Source organism: Proteus sp. GOKU, assembly GCF_015475555.1.
Taxonomy (GTDB): Bacteria; Pseudomonadota; Gammaproteobacteria; order Enterobacterales; family Enterobacteriaceae; genus Proteus; species Proteus mirabilis_B.
Window position 1 is genome coordinate 1,534,422 of record NZ_CP034105.1, and the last position, 15,987, is coordinate 1,550,408.

Consider the following 15,987-nt stretch of genomic DNA (forward strand, 5'->3'; position numbering starts at 1 on the left):
TATTTTATCAATTAACTCGCAATCTCTTGAGCATATAAATAAAGCTCTTGTAGCTGTTTTAATTTTTCCTCGTTATCGGCGTGCTCTTCAGCTAATAACTGAATGGTATTAATATACTCGGTTAGTTTTTCTGGCGTTAACATCTCTTTTCTATGCGCCAACCAACGTTGTTGTTCATCATAATTAAGCGTTGAAGGGTAATTTCTTGCGCGATAACGGAAAAACAGAGGTTCCATTCTCGCATCCTCAAACGTTAAATCTAAAGCCGGTAAATTCTGAGGTTGTGTTGAGCGAATGATCTCCATCGCACTACGATCATTTTCACTGAAAAAACCATTATAAATTTGTGAATCAACATTATCGGATACAGCAAAAGGCGTTTGTTGAGCAAATATTTCCACGACTTTATTACGTATTTCAGGATGAGAAAACAAGATCGCTTGGTTTTTTAAACAAGCATCAACATCTAAACCAATTCTATCGGCATCTTGCTGTCTCAATGTATTTTGCGGTGCCACAATTGGGCATTTATTAATATGCAGTAATTTAATTGGAACTGGTGGCTCATCAACTGACAATTCACTACGTGGTGTATATAAACGCTCACGTAATTGATCTGAATCGAGAGTTAATAAAGGAGATATATCTGCGGCTAAGTCACAAACAATAACCGCATTACGATTATCAGGATGCCATGCTAATGGGGCAACAAGACTTAAATTAGAACGCGCGGCACCAAACATACCTGAAACATGCACAATCGGTGTCATTGAGGGAATATCAATTAGCGCCTGCACTTTGCGTTTATCACGTAAATTAAAGAAATAATCAAACATACGTGGTTGAGCTTGCTTTAATTTTTTTGCCATCGCAATAGTGGCATAAACATCAGACATTGCATCATGGGCATTTTCATGAGAAATGCCATTGGCTTTGGTTAATAACTCTAAACGGAAACTTGGAAAGCCGTCTTCATTTTCAGGCCAAACAATACCTTCAGGGCGCAGCGCATAACAGGCACGTAAAACATCAAGTAAATCCCAACGCGAATTTCCTTTTTGCCAGCTATAAGCATAAGGATCATAAAAATTACGATAAAGGATATTACGAGTGACTTCATCATCAAAACGAAGGTTGTTATAACCCATAATACAACTATTAGGTTGGCTGAAAGCTTGATGAATTTGACGAGTAAATTCAGCTTCAATGACCCCATTTTTTGCCGCAATCTGTGGTGTTATTCCCGTGATCATCACGGCTTCTGGATGAGGTAGATAATCATCATTAGGTTTGCAATAAATAACGAGAGGATCTTCAATAATATTGAAATCCATATCAGTTCTTATACCTGCAAATTGAGCTGGGCGATCTAAGGCTGGGTTAGTGCCAAAGGTTTCGTAGTCATGGACATAAAATGTGGGCGTTTTCGCTGAATTAGACAAGGTTTCCTACCGTAAATTTATTGATGATTTTTTAAATCATTACTCAATGAGTTGTATTGGGTTTAATTAAGACTATGGTAAACCATAACGCGGTAAACGTGAAATGTCAGATCAAAGCACACTTATGTAGTGTTTAATATAGGGTGTCGCAGTAAGGATAAGTAGGAGTGTACCGCCACTAATATTGATTACTTTTTTCATGGTAACAATATTAATTTTTTGAGATGACAATAGAATAAAACCACAGCAAGCAATCAACCAGATGCTCATCATTAAAATATGAATAGAAGATAAGGCAAGATAATTAACTAATGTTGGTGTTGCCCCGGCATAGCTGGAAACAACCACGAGGTATAACATAATTGCTTTAGGGTTAAGCACATTAGCAATATAAGCGGTTTTAATAGAGGCTTTTTGATGAATAATAGTAGTGTTTTTAGCCGCTTTTAATCCTGAGTATATCAGTGAAATTCCAAGATAAATTAGATACAAGTTACCAAGGATGGTTAACACCATAAAAGCAGAAGGGGACGAAACTAAGAGTTTGGTTATTCCCAATCCTACCAAAATCCCGTGAGTAATAATGCCTAATGCGGTGCCTACAATCGTGATTAATAACCCTTTTACACCATAGGTCAGGGTGTTATCTAAAGCAATTGTAAAACTTGCACCCGGAGAGATAATGATAGGCAGTAAGGTAATAATAAAACCCAGTATATCCATAGTATTATCTTAGCTATTAGTCCTTATACTCTTTTAATCTTCGTCGAAAAATTGCATACCAGAGTAGGGATGTTGACGACAAGCTTTTAAGCGACTTTTTAAATCACCCACATGGACTTCAAGCTTATGATGGTCAGGATCGTAAAAATAGAATGAATCACCTTCGCTTTTATTTTCTTTCCATGCAGTAATGCCATAAGACAGAAGATGTTGTTTAAAGGTTTCAAAATTATTTGCAGATAAACTGAAAGCATAATGGGTGTAATCACTGTCTTCAGTAATATGGCGTTTATCGTGAGATAAACATAACCATAAGGAGCCCAGTTGTAGGTAAGCGCCGTTATCCCATAAAGCAAAAGGCTTAAAACCTAATATCTCAGTATAAAAGGCAAAGCTTTTATTCACATTATTGACTGCGAGTGTTAGGTGGTTTAAATCAGTTAGCATGGCTTTAAGTGAATGATGAAAGATACAGCTATTTTAGCAAAGGAAACTAACTGAAATGGATTATATGATACCTATTTGTGCTTTTTACTGTGAATCATGGTAATAAAAGATAAAAGTAGATCTAGAACACATAACTCAAATTGTTAACGTTAACTTATGTGCTTTATATCACAATAAAGCGATAAAATTGTTTGTTAACTTAAAAGTTAACGTTAACATTTAAGGGTGGAATGACTTTAATAAGGCGCTTAACCAATGAATAAAGACTCAAAAAAATACTATGCGATCTTAAGTGCGCTGTTATTTTTCTTCTTTTTTACCTGGTCTTCATCATTTTCATTAGTTTCTATTTGGTTAAATCAGTATGTAGGATTAAAAGCGACTGATACTGGATTAATATTCTCTGCAATTTCTCTGATTGCGTTATGTGCTCAACCTTTATATGGCTTTATTCAAGATAAATTAGGGTTAAGAAAGAATTTGTTATTAGTGATCGCAGTATTACTTATTCTTTCTGGGCCATTTTTTCTAGGTTTCGCATCAATACTACGTTGGAATATTTTTGTTGGCTCCATTTTAGGGGGCTTATATGTTGGTATGACATTTAATGCGGGTATTGGCGTATTAGAGTCATATACAGAGCGTGTTAGTCGTATTCGTGGCTTTGAATACGGTAGGGCGAGAATGTGGGGATCGTTAGGTTGGGCATCAGCAACATTTATTGCTGGACACAATATAAATATCGATCCTAATTACAATTTTGTGATGGCTTCTATTTCTGGTGTTGTGTTCTTAATTCTTTTAGCACTATTAAAAACCGATAAATCAGATGCATTTAATCAATTAGAGCATGGAAAAACATCAGCGATTACCCTCAAAGACGCACTGAATTTACTTTCATTACCTCGTTTTTGGGCACTTATTCTATTTGTTATTGGCACCTGTATTTATGGCGTTTATGACCAACAGTTTCCAGTCTTTTTCTCATCACAATTTGCGACCTTACAGCAGGGGAATGAGATGTACGGATATCTGAATTCATTGCAGGTATTCTTAGAAGCTGGTGGTATGTTTATCGCACCTTTCCTTGTAAATAGAATAGGTGCTAAAAATGGTTTATTACTAGCAAGCAGTGTTATGGCTGCACGTATTATTGGCTCAGGATTAGTTGAAGGGCCTGTTTTGATCTCTTGTATGAAGTTATTACATGCTGTTGAGTTACCGATTTTATTGATTTCAATTTTTAAATATAACAGTCAACACTTTGATAAACGTTTATCTTCAACACTTTATTTAGTCGGTTTCCAATGTGTGAGTTCTATTGTTGCAACATTATTATCTCCATTAGCTGGTTATGGTTATGATCATTATGGTTTTGCACCAACCTATATGGTGATGGGATGTATGGTGATAGGAACAACACTTCTTTCTGCTATGTTTTTACGTTCAGATGCGAAAGCATTATTACCACTTGATGGTCTACAACATGAAGATCAAAACAAAGCACAACCTATTTAATCGCTCATTAATTTATCTTTTGTAGTGTCGATTTTGGCTACCAGTGAAAATGTGTAGCCATTTTTTTATCATTAATTAAGTGAACATTTACGGGTTAAAGAATGTTGACTATATTTATTAATGCATATCATCCTAATCAATTGTTAATTAAGCAAAATCAATTAAATTTGTAAACTTTGCTTGTTTATTGACACGATTAAGCGATAATCTTAAACAGAACTATTTATCTTAAATATCAATTGTAAAGGTGTAGGAAATGGATAACGCAAACAAGCCGTCTTTCCAAAACGTACTGGAGTTTGTGCGTATGTATCGTCGTAAGAACAAAATCCGTCGTGAGATCACTGACAATGAGAAAAAGATCCGTGATAACCAAAAACGTGTTCTTTTGTTAGACAACTTAAGTGAATATATTAAACCAGGTATGTCGATTGAAGATGTACTGGGCATTATTGCTAATATGCGCAGTGACTATGACGATCGTGTTGACGATTACATTATTAAAAATGCCGATCTGTCTAAAGAGCGCCGTGAATTATCTAAGCAGTTAAAAGCGATGGGTGAAATTAAAAACCTGCCTGATCTAAAAGACTGATTGTTTCGCTAAGAAATTAAATGCCTCTGAATTGAATATTCAGGGGCTTTTTTTTATCTTATTTTTGGCTTTATAAATACGCAGTTAATTGGTTAGCAGTTACCAAAAAAAGAACCCACTAAAAAGTGGGTTCTCAATTTAGAAGTATTATCAAGATATTCTTAATAACACCTGATTATCAGCTTTGGCTTTCAGCTTTCGTCATTTCTGAAGAAGCGTGGTTAGTAGAACAATGTCCACCGGCACCTGAGCGGCCTTTCTTATCAAAAGCAGGGCGTGCTTCCCATGCTTTGATTTCAATTGCCTCAGGCGTTTCATCAGCGGCTGGCGCTTTTGTCATTGGTGAACTTGCATGTAGTTGGCGTGCAACTACAACAGGCTCTTGACGAATAACGACTTCAGTTGGTTTGCTCTCTGTTACTGCTTCAACTTCCACAACAGGGGCTGCGTTTTCTGCTGGCTGATTTTCAACGATAGCTTCAACGACAGCTTCAACGACAGGGGCTGCAACAGTTTCAACAACAACTTCTTTGTGTTGTTCAACAGTTTCTTCAGTTGCAACTACTGTTTCAACAGGTTGAGGTTCAAGTGTTGACGTTTCACTTTCTACTGCTACAACCGTATCTTGTGCAACTTCTTCTGGCGCGATATTTGTTTCAGTTTGTTGTGAAGTTTCATGCATGTAAGCTTCAGTGGTATTCAATACCGCTGAAATATTCTCTTTACGAGTAACATGCTCTTCTGTATTCACTTCATTGATTACATCACTGATAACGTCAGCTTCAACAGGCACAGTTTGTGGCTCTACTGCAACAATTTCAGCGACAGCTTCTGTGGTTGATTCAGTGCTAACTGTGACAGAATAAGTTGATTCAGTGGTTTCTGTCTGTGCAATATCAGCAACAATAGCTTCTGAAACCGCTGGTGCAATAGCTACCATTTGCGGATCTTTATGAGTAATAATGTGGTTTCCAACAGAAACATCACTGTTGTTTTCGGCATTATTCTCAATAAACGGTGCATCACTTACTGGTGTGATTGGGTAGCGAATAAAGACTTTACCTGAAGCCAGTTCAGGAGAAGCAACCGCCATTGCCAGAGGCATTGGTGATACTGTTAAGGTGCGCTCATCACGATAACGACGGCGACGTTGACCACTTACACGTAAATGACGAGGTGAACGGCGAGAACGACGTGGCATAACATTATCTTGCCCGTTATTATCTTCGTTTTTATTGTCATCTTGTGATTTAGTTGCATCAGGTAATGCTTTTACAACTTGAGCTTCATTTGCTTCAACTTTCGCAACAGCGACTGCTTTAGGTGCTGGTTTTTCAGTTGGGGCAACTTTAGTTTGCGTAGTTGCAACAGGTGGTTCAGAAACCGCTTTTTCGGTCGTAACAGGTACAACGGCTAATGCATTATCGTTGTCTGTAACACGTACAGATTGTGTTAATTGACGACGATTACGGCGTTGCATAGCAGGGCGACGAGGTTCTTCTTTCTTCTCATCAGCACTATCTTTTGCAACTGCATCATTTTCAGAAAGAGCCGCTTGAGCTTTAGCTGCTTCTTGTTGCTGTTGACGTTTTTCTTCTTGACGACGACGTTGTTCAGCACGTTGTTCACGACGCTGTTGGCGACGGGCTTCGCGTTCTGCAATCTCTTGTTCACTACTAACTTCAGTTGTTGGAGTCGTTTGTGGTTTTTGATTGCGATTCTTGCGATTGTCTTCGCTATTTGCGTTGTCACGATTACGATCGTTATCACGGTCACGGCGATTATTATTGTTACGTCGATTATTGTTATTGCGACGATCACGACGGTTGTCGTTATTCTCTTTCTTGTTTTCCTGTGGTTTTTCTTGTGTTACCGCAGGCTCTGGTTCACTACCAAATAAGTTAGAGAAGAATTTTGCAATAGAAGCAAAGAAACCAGCACCTTGAGCTTGTTCTGTTGTAGCAGGTTTAGCTTGAGGTTGAGGTGCCTTTTTGTTTTTTACTGTTTCAGCAACAGGTTCTTCTTGTAACCCAAAGGCTGAAATAGCAGGTTGTTCAGGCGCTTTACGCTCTGTAACAACATCGTCTTCAGCTTCATTTAACTGGCTTTCATGGAATTGCGCTAAGTTGTAGCTCAGAGAGGTGATCTCTTCGCCTTTACGTACACGAATAACAGAGAAATGAGGGGTTTGCATTTGGTCATTAGGAACAATAACCACTTTGACATTAGATTGACGTAACTCGATGTCAGTCACTGCTTTACGTTTTTCGTTAAGCAAATAAGAGGCGATTTGAACAGGGACAATCGCATGCACTTCATGAGTATTCTCTTTAAGTGCTTCTTCTTCGATAAGACGTAACACAGAAAGTGACAGTGATTCATTGTCACGAATAGTACCGGTGCCTAAGCAACGCGGGCAAACGTGATGGCTAGATTCACCTAATGAAGGGCTTAAACGTTGGCGAGACATCTCTAATAAACCAAAACGAGAGATACGTCCAATTTGAATGCGAGCACGATCTTGGCGAACAGCTTCACGCATTCTGTTTTCAACTTCACGTTGATGGCGCACAGGCGTCATGTCGATAAAGTCGATAACAATTAAACCACCCAAGTCACGTAAACGTAATTGGCGTGCAATTTCGTCAGCCGCTTCTAAGTTAGTATTAAATGCAGTTTCTTCGATATCACCACCGCGGGTTGAGCGTGAGGAGTTGATATCAATCGCTGTTAATGCTTCAGTTGTATCAATAACTAAAGCGCCACCAGAAGGAAGGCGAACTTCACGCTGAAACGCAGATTCAATCTGTGATTCAATCTGGTAATGGCTAAATAGAGGAACGGCGCCAGTGTAATGGCGAATTTTGCTAGCAAAATCACCACGGCCAATCGCTTCAATATGGCTACGTGCCATTTCAACGACTTTTGCATTATCAATTAAGATTTCACCAATATCAGGACGTAAGTAGTCGCGGAATGCGCGAACGATTACGTTACTTTCCTGATGGATTAAGAAGGGTGCAGGGCGATTCTCTGCCGCTTTCTTAATAGCATCCCAGTGTCTTAGACGATAACTTAAGTCTTGTTGCAGTGCTTCAGCAGATTTACCAACACCGGCTGTACGTACAATCAGACCCATGCCATCTGGGATTTCTAGGCTTGATAAAGCTTCTTTAAGTTCAGTACGATCTTCACCTTCAATACGGCGAGAAATACCACCTGCACGAGGATTATTTGGCATTAATACCAAATAACTTCCGGCAAGGCTGATAAAAGTGGTTAACGCTGCACCTTTATTACCACGCTCTTCTTTATCAACTTGAACAATAACTTCCTGGCCTTCTTTTAAGACATCTTTGATGTTAGGACGACCATGGGAGTGATAATTACTAGGAAAGTATTCGCGGGCTATTTCTTTAATAGGAAGGAAACCGTGGCGTTCCGCACCATAATCAACAAAAGCGGCTTCTAAGCTGGGTTCAATTCGAGTGATTTTACCTTTATAGATATTCGCTTTTTTCTGTTCATGACCGGGGCTTTCGATATCCAGATCGTACAAACGTTGCCCATCGACAAGGGCAACACGCAACTCTTCCTGCTGAGTTGCGTTAATTAACATTCTTTTCATATTGTGACTTACTCGTTATTTTCACGTTTTATAATGTGCCACTAACATACGTAATTACACTATTGATAACCGATGACCTCGTGTCTTTTACAAATGCGTCAACCTCACGGTTGTCGATTGTATAGAGGTGCAATATGTCGGTGAGTCTGATTTTTAGTTCAAAAATTCAGCACTCTTTAATTGAACACAATGTTTCAACTCAATAAGCGATGTATTTGTGGCATACTAAATTGTTTGATTTTCGACTATGTCTTACGCCATTGCTGCATTTTGAAAATCAAACAAACAAAATTTTCATAAATATACCTGATAAACATAATCAGGAGAGTCTGCATTATTCCATTGGTGTTAGGGTTATAGCAAGATGACTTTTCTGCTTTGGTGACTTTTTCTGTATAAATATGAGAGATTAGCTAATGTTTCGTCTTTTTCCCATTATTCAGGTTAAAATAGACGACAGAATTGATGTTATTTTGTGCACCATAAAGTTGTTTGTAATTTTTATTTTAAGAGAGCCAAAGAATCGCCACTATGAAATCATTTAATCAAGTTCAGTTCGTCACCATTGATGGCGATGAAGCAGGCCAGCGTATCGATAATTTTTTACTGGCACGCTTGAAAGGTGTACCAAAAAGTATGATTTACCGAATTATCCGAAAAGGAGAAGTTCGAGTTAACAAAGGGCGAATTAAACCTGAATACAAAATCAATGCGGGCGACAGCATTCGTATTCCTCCTGTGCGGGTATCGGAAAAAGAAGAGATCGCTGTATCACCAAAACTTGATAAAGTCTCGGCATTGGCAGATTGTATTTTATATGAAGATGACCACTTAATGCTCATCAATAAACCCTCAGGAACCGCAGTGCATGGGGGAAGTGGGTTAAGCTTTGGTGTAATTGAAGGTTTACGCGCTTTGCGTCCAGAAGCACGTTTTTTAGAGCTTGTACATCGTCTTGATAGAGATACATCGGGTGTTTTATTAATTGCAAAGAAACGTTCAGCGTTGCGTGCGTTGCATGAGCAATTGCGCTTAAAACAGATGCAAAAAGATTATTTAGCCTTAGTGCGTGGTCAGTGGCAATCTCATACTAAAGTTGTTCAGGCTCCGTTATTGAAAAATATTCTTCAAAGTGGTGAACGTGTGGTTAAAGTGAGTAATGAGGGAAAACCTTCAGAGACTCGTTTTAAGGTTGAAGAGCGTTTTGAATTTGCCACACTTGTGAAAGCAAGCCCTGTGACAGGAAGAACACACCAAATTCGTGTGCATACATTACATGCAGGTCATCCTATTGCATTTGATGATCGCTATGGTGATCGTGACTTTGATGCTCAATTGGTAGGAACAAAACTTAAGCGTCTATTTTTACATGCAAGTTCTTTGACATTTACTCATCCTTCAACGGGTGAACAAATGCGAATTGAAGCACCAATGGATAATCAGTTACGCCATTGTTTACAAGTATTACGTAGTCAAAAATCTTAAGTCTGAAATTTTCATTTCAACAGAAAATCCGAATATCCAATGCGCCCAGTTAGCTGGGCGTATTGTTTTTCTTAAATCACAAAGAAAGTGAATAGAAAATAGGACTAACCTTCCACTTTTGTCATGCATTGCTCAACAATTTTATCAATATCCCACTCTTTAGGCAGTGATTTTGAACCGTTTTTGCGCATTTCCATATCTACACGGATAAATTCTGTTATTCCGTAATTTTTAATAATGTTGTCGTAAGTGCATTCACACACTTCGGCAATTTGAGGAATTAGCGCATCATCAGTAATACCAGAGCCTAATATGCAACTACTGACAAAGTTCTTTTTAAATAAGGATGTATTGTCCTCTTTTTTGTCTGAAATTACACTGTCTTGGATAGTATTTGCGGTGGTAGTTGTTTTCGTTGTTGAAATTTCAGTATCTTTTTCATCAGAACAACCCACTAATGCTGTTGCCACCACTAAAGCTGTTAAGACTGATGCTAATTTATTCATAATACGCTTTATCGCTACATAAGATTAAAAAATAAGATGATCAGATTTATTTTTGATCATCAGAGAAAAATAATGGGTTTATTCTTTGCGAGAGTAACATTTTATTCAATCGGATAAGTGGTAAACCAATTAAAGAATTTGGATCATCACCAACAAGTTTATCAAATAGAGTAATACCTAGTCCCTCAGATTTAAAACTTCCTGCGCAATTGAAAGGCATTTCTTTATTTAAATAACTGATAATTTCTTCATCAGTTAAATGACGAAAGTAAACTTGAAATAATTCACAATGCGTTTGATGTTCTAAAGTTAGGCTATTATATACAGTTAATCCGGTGTAGAACGAGATACATTGCCCTGAAGCTTGTTTTAATTGTGCGAAGGCATTATCAAAATTATGGGGTTTCCCTGTGATCTTTTTATTAAGCACACAAACTTGATCAGAACCAATTATAAGATGATGTGGAAATTTTACTTGTAAAGCGCTGGCTTTTTCATAGGATAAGCGACTGACAAGATCTTGAGCACACTCTGTGGGCATCGGGGTTTCGTCAATCTCTGGAGATGCCTGTATAAAGGGCATTCCAAGCTTTTTCAGCAACTGAGCTCGAAAGGGTGAAGTAGACGCAAGAACGAGTGGCAACATATTTTTTTTAAAATCCGTAGCAAAATGATGCCTGACATTCTAAACTATGCGCCGCTGATAAAGCGAATTTTGGTGGAAAGGTGTAGATAACCCGCCTTTTTCTTTGACTATATTCCATTACAAAGATAATATGCGCGCCTTATGCAAAAGGTAAAATTACCCCTGACCATTGATGCGCTGCGAGCAGCTCAAAAGAATTTAGACTATGACGGTCATTATTCTCCAGAGCAAGTAAGCCGCTTAGCTGAATCGGTGGTCAGTGTGGACAGTAATATTGATGTGGCTTTATCATTTGATATTGACCATCAACGTCTTGCCGTGATTAAAGGACATTCCGATGTGGATGTGACTTTAGAATGTCAGCGTTGTGGTGGCCATTTTCCGTATCATGTTCACGCAACATATTGTTTTAGCCCTGTTGTCAGTGATGAACGGGCCGAGGCATTACCGGAAGAATATGAACCAGTCGATGTAAACGAATTTGGTGAAATAGATTTGCTGGCGATGATTGAAGATGAAATAATCCTCAACTTGCCGGTAGTTCCGGTACATGATTTTGAACACTGTGAAGTGTCCGACGCGGATATGGTGTTTGGTGAACTCCCTGAAGAATTATCAGAGAAACCAAATCCATTTGCCGTATTAGCCAGTTTAAAGAAAAGTACTAAGGAGTAAGGTCAATGGCCGTACAACAAAACAAACCAACTCGTTCTAAACGTGGTATGCGTCGCTCTCATGACGCGCTGACAGTAACTCAGGTTTCTGTTGACAAAACTTCTGGTGAAACTCACCTGCGTCACCATGTAACTGCTGACGGTTACTACCGTGGCCGCAAGGTTATCAACAAGTAATTAGCTTTATAGCTCGTTGATACCTTGACAAATCTAACCATAGCGTTAGATGCGATGGGCGGGGACTTCGGTCCTCGCATCACAGTGCCTGCTTGTTTGCGGGCGCTGGCATCTAATCCTCATTTAAAAATATTGCTGGTAGGTCAACCAGACTCTATCTCTCCTCTGCTTGCAAATCAAAATGCTGAGCTAATCTCCCGTTTACAAGTTATACCCGCAGAACATATTGTCGCCAATGATGCCAAACCTTCACAAGCTATTAGAGCAAGTAAAGGCACATCAATGCGAGTGGCACTTGATCTCGTGAAAACAGGGGAAGCACAGGCTTGTGTAAGTGCAGGGAATACTGGCGTATTGATGGGATTAGCAAAACTTCGACTTAATGCTATTGATGGAATTGAACGTCCTGCACTGGTTTCAGTATTACCTAATCAGAAAAAAGGTAAGACGGTTGTTCTGGATTTAGGCGCTAACGTTAATTGTGATAGCAAAATGCTGGTACAGTTTGCGGTAATGGGCGCAGTTATGGCCGAAGAGATAGCAGGGATTGATTCACCGAAAGTGGCGCTTTTAAATATTGGTGAAGAAGAGAGTAAAGGATTAGATAATATCCGCGAAGCTGCTACGGTATTAAAATCGACACCGAATATTAATTATATTGGTTATGTTGAAGGTAATGAATTACTGACAGGCAAAACTGATGTTTTGGTGTGTGACGGCTTCGCAGGTAATGTCTCCCTTAAAACGATGGAAGGGGTTATCAGAGTTTTCCTTTCATTGATTAAATCTTCTACTACCGAAAACAAAAAAACGTCGTGGTGGATGAAAATATTGAAGAAGTGGTTACAAAAACGGCTAATTAAGCGTTTTGGACATATGAACCCCGACCAGTATAACGGTGCTTCTCTGTTAGGATTACGCGGTATCGTCATTAAAAGCCATGGTGGCGCAAATGAAAGCGCGTTTACAGCAGCAATAGAACAGGCTGTTCATGCCGTTGAGCGAAAAATTCCAGAGCGAATTGCTTCACGACTGACAACAGTATTACCCAAGAGCGATTGATAGAATGTATACAAAAATCTTAGGTACTGGTAGTTACTTGCCTGTACAAGTGCGAACTAATGCCGATTTAGAAAAAATGGTTGAAACATCTGACGAGTGGATTGTTACCAGAACGGGTATTCATGAACGTCGAATTGCAGCGGAAGAAGAAACTGTTGCCGTGATGGGTGCGGGTGCTGGCGAAAAAGCATTAGAAATGTCAGGTATTGATAAGCAAGACATTGGATTGATTATTGTTGCAACTACATCTGGCTCACACGCATTCCCAAGTGCGGCTTGCCAAATTCAAAATGCATTAGGTATTAATGACTGTATTGCTTTTGATGTTGCGGCTGCATGTTCAGGTTTTGTTTATGCATTAAGTATTGCGGATCAATTTATTAAAGCAGGTTCTGTTAAAAAAGCACTGGTTATTGGTGCTGACAGATTATCTCACGCTTTAGATCCTGAAGATCGTGGCACGATTATTCTATTTGGTGATGCAGCAGGTGCTGTGGTTGTTGGTGCATCAGAAGAAGAAGGCATTATCTCTACCCATTTACATTCTGATGGACGTTTTGGTGATCTATTAGCATTACCTTATCAGAGTAGAGAAAATGACGATTTACCTGCTTACGTTACTATGGCAGGAAATGAAGTATTTAAAGTCGCAGTTCGTGAACTTGCCCACATTGTGGATGAGACACTTGAAGCTAACAAAATTGATAAATCTGAACTGGACTGGCTTGTGCCTCATCAGGCAAATTTAAGAATTATTTCAGCGACAGCGAAAAAGCTGGATATGACAATGGATAAAGTAGTGGTGACATTAGATCGCCATGGCAATACGTCAGCAGCATCAGTCCCAACAGCATTAGATGAGGCTGTAAGAGATAATCGCATTCAACGTGGTCAGTTAATCTTACTCGAAGCGTTTGGTGGCGGTTTTACTTGGGGTTCTGCACTTATCCGTTTTTAATATTATCAGGAAAATAAACATGACTGATTTTGCAATGGTTTTTCCCGGACAGGGATCACAAGCTGTTGGAATGCTTGCAGAACTTGCAGAGCAATATCCAATCGTGACTGAAACATTTGCTCAAGCATCTGATGTATTGGGTTATTCTCTTTGGGACTTAGTTCAAAATGGCCCAGAAGAAGAGCTAAACAAAACCTGGAAAACACAGCCAGCATTATTAGCAGCTTCTGTTGCTATCTGGCGTGTATGGCAAGAAAAACAAGGCAAAATGCCACAAATGATGGCAGGTCACAGTCTTGGCGAGTATTCTGCTTTAGTGTGTGCAGGTGTTATTGATTTCGCTGCTGCAATTAAACTAGTAGAATTACGCGGTAAACTGATGCAAGAAGCCGTACCTGCGGGTACTGGTGCAATGTATGCGATTATCGGTTTAGATAATGATGCTATTGCAAAAGCCTGTGAAGAAGCAGCACAAGGACAAGTTGTCTCGCCTGTGAACTTTAACTCACCGGGTCAAGTTGTTATTGCGGGTAACAAAGAAGCCGTAGAACGTGCTGGTGTGTTATGTAAAGAAGCAGGTGCTAAACGTGCTTTACCATTAGCGGTAAGTGTGCCTTCTCACTGTGCTTTAATGAAACCGGCTGCTGATAAGCTTGCGGTTGCATTACAAGAAATTGAATTTAAACAACCTGAAATTCAGGTCGTTAATAACGTTGATGTGATAGCGCAAACTGATGCAAATGCAATCCGTGATGCGTTAGTTCGCCAGCTTTATAATCCAGTTCGCTGGACTGAAACGGTTGAACTTATTGCTGAAAAAGGCATCACACAACTATTAGAAATCGGGCCAGGAAAAGTATTAACTGGCTTAACAAAACGTATTTCTAAAGAAATGAACGCTGCAGCAGTTAATGATATTGCGTCATTAGATGTTGCATTAGGAAATGACTGAGGGATCTCATGGGATTTGACGGAAAAATAGCGCTAGTTACTGGTGCAAGCCGTGGTATTGGCCGTGCGATTGCAGAAGATTTAGTTGCACGCGGTGCGACAGTAATTGGTACAGCAACGAGTGAAAACGGTGCGCAAGCTATCAGCGAATATTTAGACGGTAAGGGTAAGGGTTTTGTGTTAAACGTCACAGAAAACGACTCTATCGAAAAATTTTTAGCAGATGTGCGTGCTGAATTTGGCGAAATTGATATTTTGGTCAATAATGCAGGTATTACTCGTGATAACCTGTTGATGCGCATGAAAGATGATGAGTGGCAAGATATCATTGACACTAATCTTTCATCAGTCTTCCGTCTGTCTAAAGCAGTTATGCGTGCTATGATGAAAAAACGTCATGGTCGTATAATTACCATTGGTTCTGTTGTTGGAACCATGGGTAACGCAGGACAGGCAAACTACGCGGCGGCAAAAGCGGGTGTGATTGGTTTTAGTAAATCATTAGCACGCGAAGTTGCTTCCCGTGGCATTACGGTGAATGTTGTTGCTCCTGGCTTTATCGAAACTGATATGACTAGAGCATTAACAGATGACCAAAGAGCAGGTATTTTATCTCAAGTTCCTGCTAACCGTTTAGGTGATGCCAAAGAGATTGCCAGTGCTGTAGCTTTCTTAGCTTCTGATGAAGCAAGCTATATCACGGGTGAAACATTGCATGTCAATGGTGGCATGTACATGATCTAATTATGGGGACGTCTTTATATTTGCTTTTTGCGTACAATATAATGCAAAATATAGCGAATAAAGTAGTCCACACAGTCGGGATTGGTTAGATCTTTTCCTGTATTTATAAACTAAGAAAATCATCGCGCAAGCGAGTTTTGATAGGAAATTTAATAGTATGAGCACTATCGACGAACGCGTTAAGAAAATCATTGTTGAACAACTGGGTGTTAAAGAGGAAGAAGTTGTAAATTCAGCTTCATTTGTTGATGACTTAGGCGCTGATTCTCTTGACACAGTTGAGCTGGTAATGGCTCTGGAAGAAGAATTCGATATCGAAATCCCAGACGAAGAAGCAGAAAAAATTACTACAGTTCAAGCTGCTATTGATTACGTTGAAAACGCAGGCAAATAAGCTTGCTAATCTAGGCGGTCACTCGACCGCCTATATT

General features: G+C 39.3%; 16 protein-coding genes. 10 read left to right on the plus strand and 6 right to left on the minus strand.

Annotation, left to right across the window (positions count from 1 at the left end; genetic code table 11):
* Positions 1 to 11: 11 nt before the first annotated feature.
* The 3 genes from sbcB to EHE21_RS07005 all read right to left on the minus strand — a co-directional run bounded on the left by sbcB (position 12) and on the right by EHE21_RS07005 (position 2,612).
* Positions 12 to 1,442, minus strand: a complete 1,431-nt coding sequence (gene sbcB, locus EHE21_RS06995) for an exodeoxyribonuclease I (RefSeq protein ID WP_194952232.1) — start codon at positions 1,440 to 1,442, stop codon at positions 12 to 14.
* Between the two features lie 111 nt (positions 1,443 to 1,553).
* Entirely contained in the window at positions 1,554 to 2,165 is a 612-nt protein-coding gene (locus tag EHE21_RS07000; protein ID WP_194952233.1) for a LysE family translocator, read from the minus strand.
* A 33-nt stretch (positions 2,166 to 2,198) separates the two neighbouring features.
* Positions 2,199 to 2,612: a VOC family protein gene (locus tag EHE21_RS07005; RefSeq protein WP_194952234.1), complete on the minus strand. Its 414-nt coding sequence runs from the start codon at positions 2,610 to 2,612 to the stop codon at positions 2,199 to 2,201.
* A gap of 255 nt (positions 2,613 to 2,867) precedes the next feature.
* On the opposite strand from EHE21_RS07005, the gene EHE21_RS07010 reads away from it, so the two are divergent.
* Together EHE21_RS07010 and tmaR are read left to right on the plus strand one after the other, a co-directional pair.
* Positions 2,868 to 4,130 (plus strand): MFS transporter, encoded by a 1,263-nt coding sequence (locus EHE21_RS07010; protein ID WP_194952235.1) that lies wholly within the window; start codon positions 2,868 to 2,870, stop codon positions 4,128 to 4,130.
* A gap of 256 nt (positions 4,131 to 4,386) precedes the next feature.
* Positions 4,387 to 4,725 (plus strand): PTS system regulator TmaR, encoded by a 339-nt coding sequence (tmaR, locus tag EHE21_RS07015; RefSeq protein WP_036937771.1) that lies wholly within the window; start codon positions 4,387 to 4,389, stop codon positions 4,723 to 4,725.
* Between the two features lie 178 nt (positions 4,726 to 4,903).
* Here tmaR and rne read toward each other — a convergent pair whose 3' ends face one another.
* Positions 4,904 to 8,353, minus strand: a complete 3,450-nt coding sequence (gene rne / locus EHE21_RS07020) for a ribonuclease E (protein ID WP_194952236.1) — start codon at positions 8,351 to 8,353, stop codon at positions 4,904 to 4,906.
* A 531-nt stretch (positions 8,354 to 8,884) separates the two neighbouring features.
* On the opposite strand from rne, the gene rluC reads away from it, so the two are divergent.
* Positions 8,885 to 9,838 carry a 23S rRNA pseudouridine(955/2504/2580) synthase RluC gene (rluC, locus tag EHE21_RS07025; protein WP_088493196.1) on the plus strand — a complete coding sequence of 318 codons (954 nt, stop codon included), beginning with the start codon at positions 8,885 to 8,887 and terminating at the stop codon, positions 9,836 to 9,838.
* Positions 9,839 to 9,942: 104 nt separating this feature from the next.
* On the opposite strand, the gene EHE21_RS07030 is transcribed toward rluC, so the two are convergent.
* Entirely contained in the window at positions 9,943 to 10,344 is a 402-nt protein-coding gene (locus EHE21_RS07030) for a hypothetical protein (protein ID WP_088493195.1), read from the minus strand.
* Positions 10,345 to 10,390: 46 nt separating this feature from the next.
* Positions 10,391 to 10,990, minus strand: a complete 600-nt coding sequence (locus tag EHE21_RS07035; protein WP_088493194.1) for a Maf family protein — start codon at positions 10,988 to 10,990, stop codon at positions 10,391 to 10,393.
* Positions 10,991 to 11,131: 141 nt separating this feature from the next.
* Here EHE21_RS07035 and yceD point away from each other — a divergent pair, with 141 nt between their 5' ends.
* The 7 genes from yceD to acpP all read left to right on the plus strand — a co-directional run bounded on the left by yceD (position 11,132) and on the right by acpP (position 15,950).
* Positions 11,132 to 11,665: a 23S rRNA accumulation protein YceD gene (yceD, locus tag EHE21_RS07040; protein ID WP_036937758.1), complete on the plus strand. Its 534-nt coding sequence runs from the start codon at positions 11,132 to 11,134 to the stop codon at positions 11,663 to 11,665.
* A gap of 5 nt (positions 11,666 to 11,670) precedes the next feature.
* Positions 11,671 to 11,841 (plus strand): 50S ribosomal protein L32, encoded by a 171-nt coding sequence (rpmF, locus tag EHE21_RS07045; protein ID WP_006537252.1) that lies wholly within the window; start codon positions 11,671 to 11,673, stop codon positions 11,839 to 11,841.
* Positions 11,842 to 11,865: 24 nt separating this feature from the next.
* Positions 11,866 to 12,903: a phosphate acyltransferase PlsX gene (plsX, locus tag EHE21_RS07050; protein ID WP_194952237.1), complete on the plus strand. Its 1,038-nt coding sequence runs from the start codon at positions 11,866 to 11,868 to the stop codon at positions 12,901 to 12,903.
* A 4-nt stretch (positions 12,904 to 12,907) separates the two neighbouring features.
* On the plus strand, positions 12,908 to 13,861 hold the full coding sequence (locus EHE21_RS07055; protein WP_088493192.1) for a beta-ketoacyl-ACP synthase III: 954 nt from the start codon (positions 12,908 to 12,910) through the stop codon (positions 13,859 to 13,861).
* Positions 13,862 to 13,880: 19 nt separating this feature from the next.
* On the plus strand, positions 13,881 to 14,813 hold the full coding sequence (fabD, locus tag EHE21_RS07060) for an ACP S-malonyltransferase (RefSeq protein ID WP_088493191.1): 933 nt from the start codon (positions 13,881 to 13,883) through the stop codon (positions 14,811 to 14,813).
* An 8-nt stretch (positions 14,814 to 14,821) separates the two neighbouring features.
* Entirely contained in the window at positions 14,822 to 15,556 is a 735-nt protein-coding gene (gene fabG, locus EHE21_RS07065; RefSeq protein ID WP_088493190.1) for a 3-oxoacyl-ACP reductase FabG, read from the plus strand.
* A gap of 157 nt (positions 15,557 to 15,713) precedes the next feature.
* The gene (gene acpP / locus EHE21_RS07070; RefSeq protein WP_004247087.1) at positions 15,714 to 15,950 is read left to right on the plus strand and encodes an acyl carrier protein; all 237 of its coding nucleotides are present in this window, start codon (positions 15,714 to 15,716) and stop codon (positions 15,948 to 15,950) included.
* Positions 15,951 to 15,987 lie beyond the last annotated feature (37 nt).

Excerpts from the sequence above, each read along its gene's own strand:
- fabG (WP_088493190.1), top strand. The coding sequence starts at position 14,822 with ATGGGATTTGACGGAAAAATAGCGCTAGTTACTGGTGCAAGCCGTGGT.
- rne (WP_194952236.1), bottom strand. The coding sequence starts at position 8,353 with ATGAAAAGAATGTTAATTAACGCAACTCAGCAGGAAGAGTTGCGTGTT.
- fabD (WP_088493191.1), top strand. The coding sequence starts at position 13,881 with ATGACTGATTTTGCAATGGTTTTTCCCGGACAGGGATCACAAGCTGTT.
- EHE21_RS07035 (WP_088493194.1), bottom strand. The coding sequence starts at position 10,990 with ATGTTGCCACTCGTTCTTGCGTCTACTTCACCCTTTCGAGCTCAGTTG.
- rpmF (WP_006537252.1), top strand. The coding sequence starts at position 11,671 with ATGGCCGTACAACAAAACAAACCAACTCGTTCTAAACGTGGTATGCGT.
- acpP (WP_004247087.1), top strand. The coding sequence starts at position 15,714 with ATGAGCACTATCGACGAACGCGTTAAGAAAATCATTGTTGAACAACTG.
- EHE21_RS07010 (WP_194952235.1), top strand. The coding sequence starts at position 2,868 with ATGAATAAAGACTCAAAAAAATACTATGCGATCTTAAGTGCGCTGTTA.
- rluC (WP_088493196.1), top strand. The coding sequence starts at position 8,885 with ATGAAATCATTTAATCAAGTTCAGTTCGTCACCATTGATGGCGATGAA.
- EHE21_RS07005 (WP_194952234.1), bottom strand. The coding sequence starts at position 2,612 with ATGCTAACTGATTTAAACCACCTAACACTCGCAGTCAATAATGTGAAT.
- EHE21_RS07000 (WP_194952233.1), bottom strand. The coding sequence starts at position 2,165 with ATGGATATACTGGGTTTTATTATTACCTTACTGCCTATCATTATCTCT.
- yceD (WP_036937758.1), top strand. The coding sequence starts at position 11,132 with ATGCAAAAGGTAAAATTACCCCTGACCATTGATGCGCTGCGAGCAGCT.
- EHE21_RS07055 (WP_088493192.1), top strand. The coding sequence starts at position 12,908 with ATGTATACAAAAATCTTAGGTACTGGTAGTTACTTGCCTGTACAAGTG.
- EHE21_RS07030 (WP_088493195.1), bottom strand. The coding sequence starts at position 10,344 with ATGAATAAATTAGCATCAGTCTTAACAGCTTTAGTGGTGGCAACAGCA.
- tmaR (WP_036937771.1), top strand. The coding sequence starts at position 4,387 with ATGGATAACGCAAACAAGCCGTCTTTCCAAAACGTACTGGAGTTTGTG.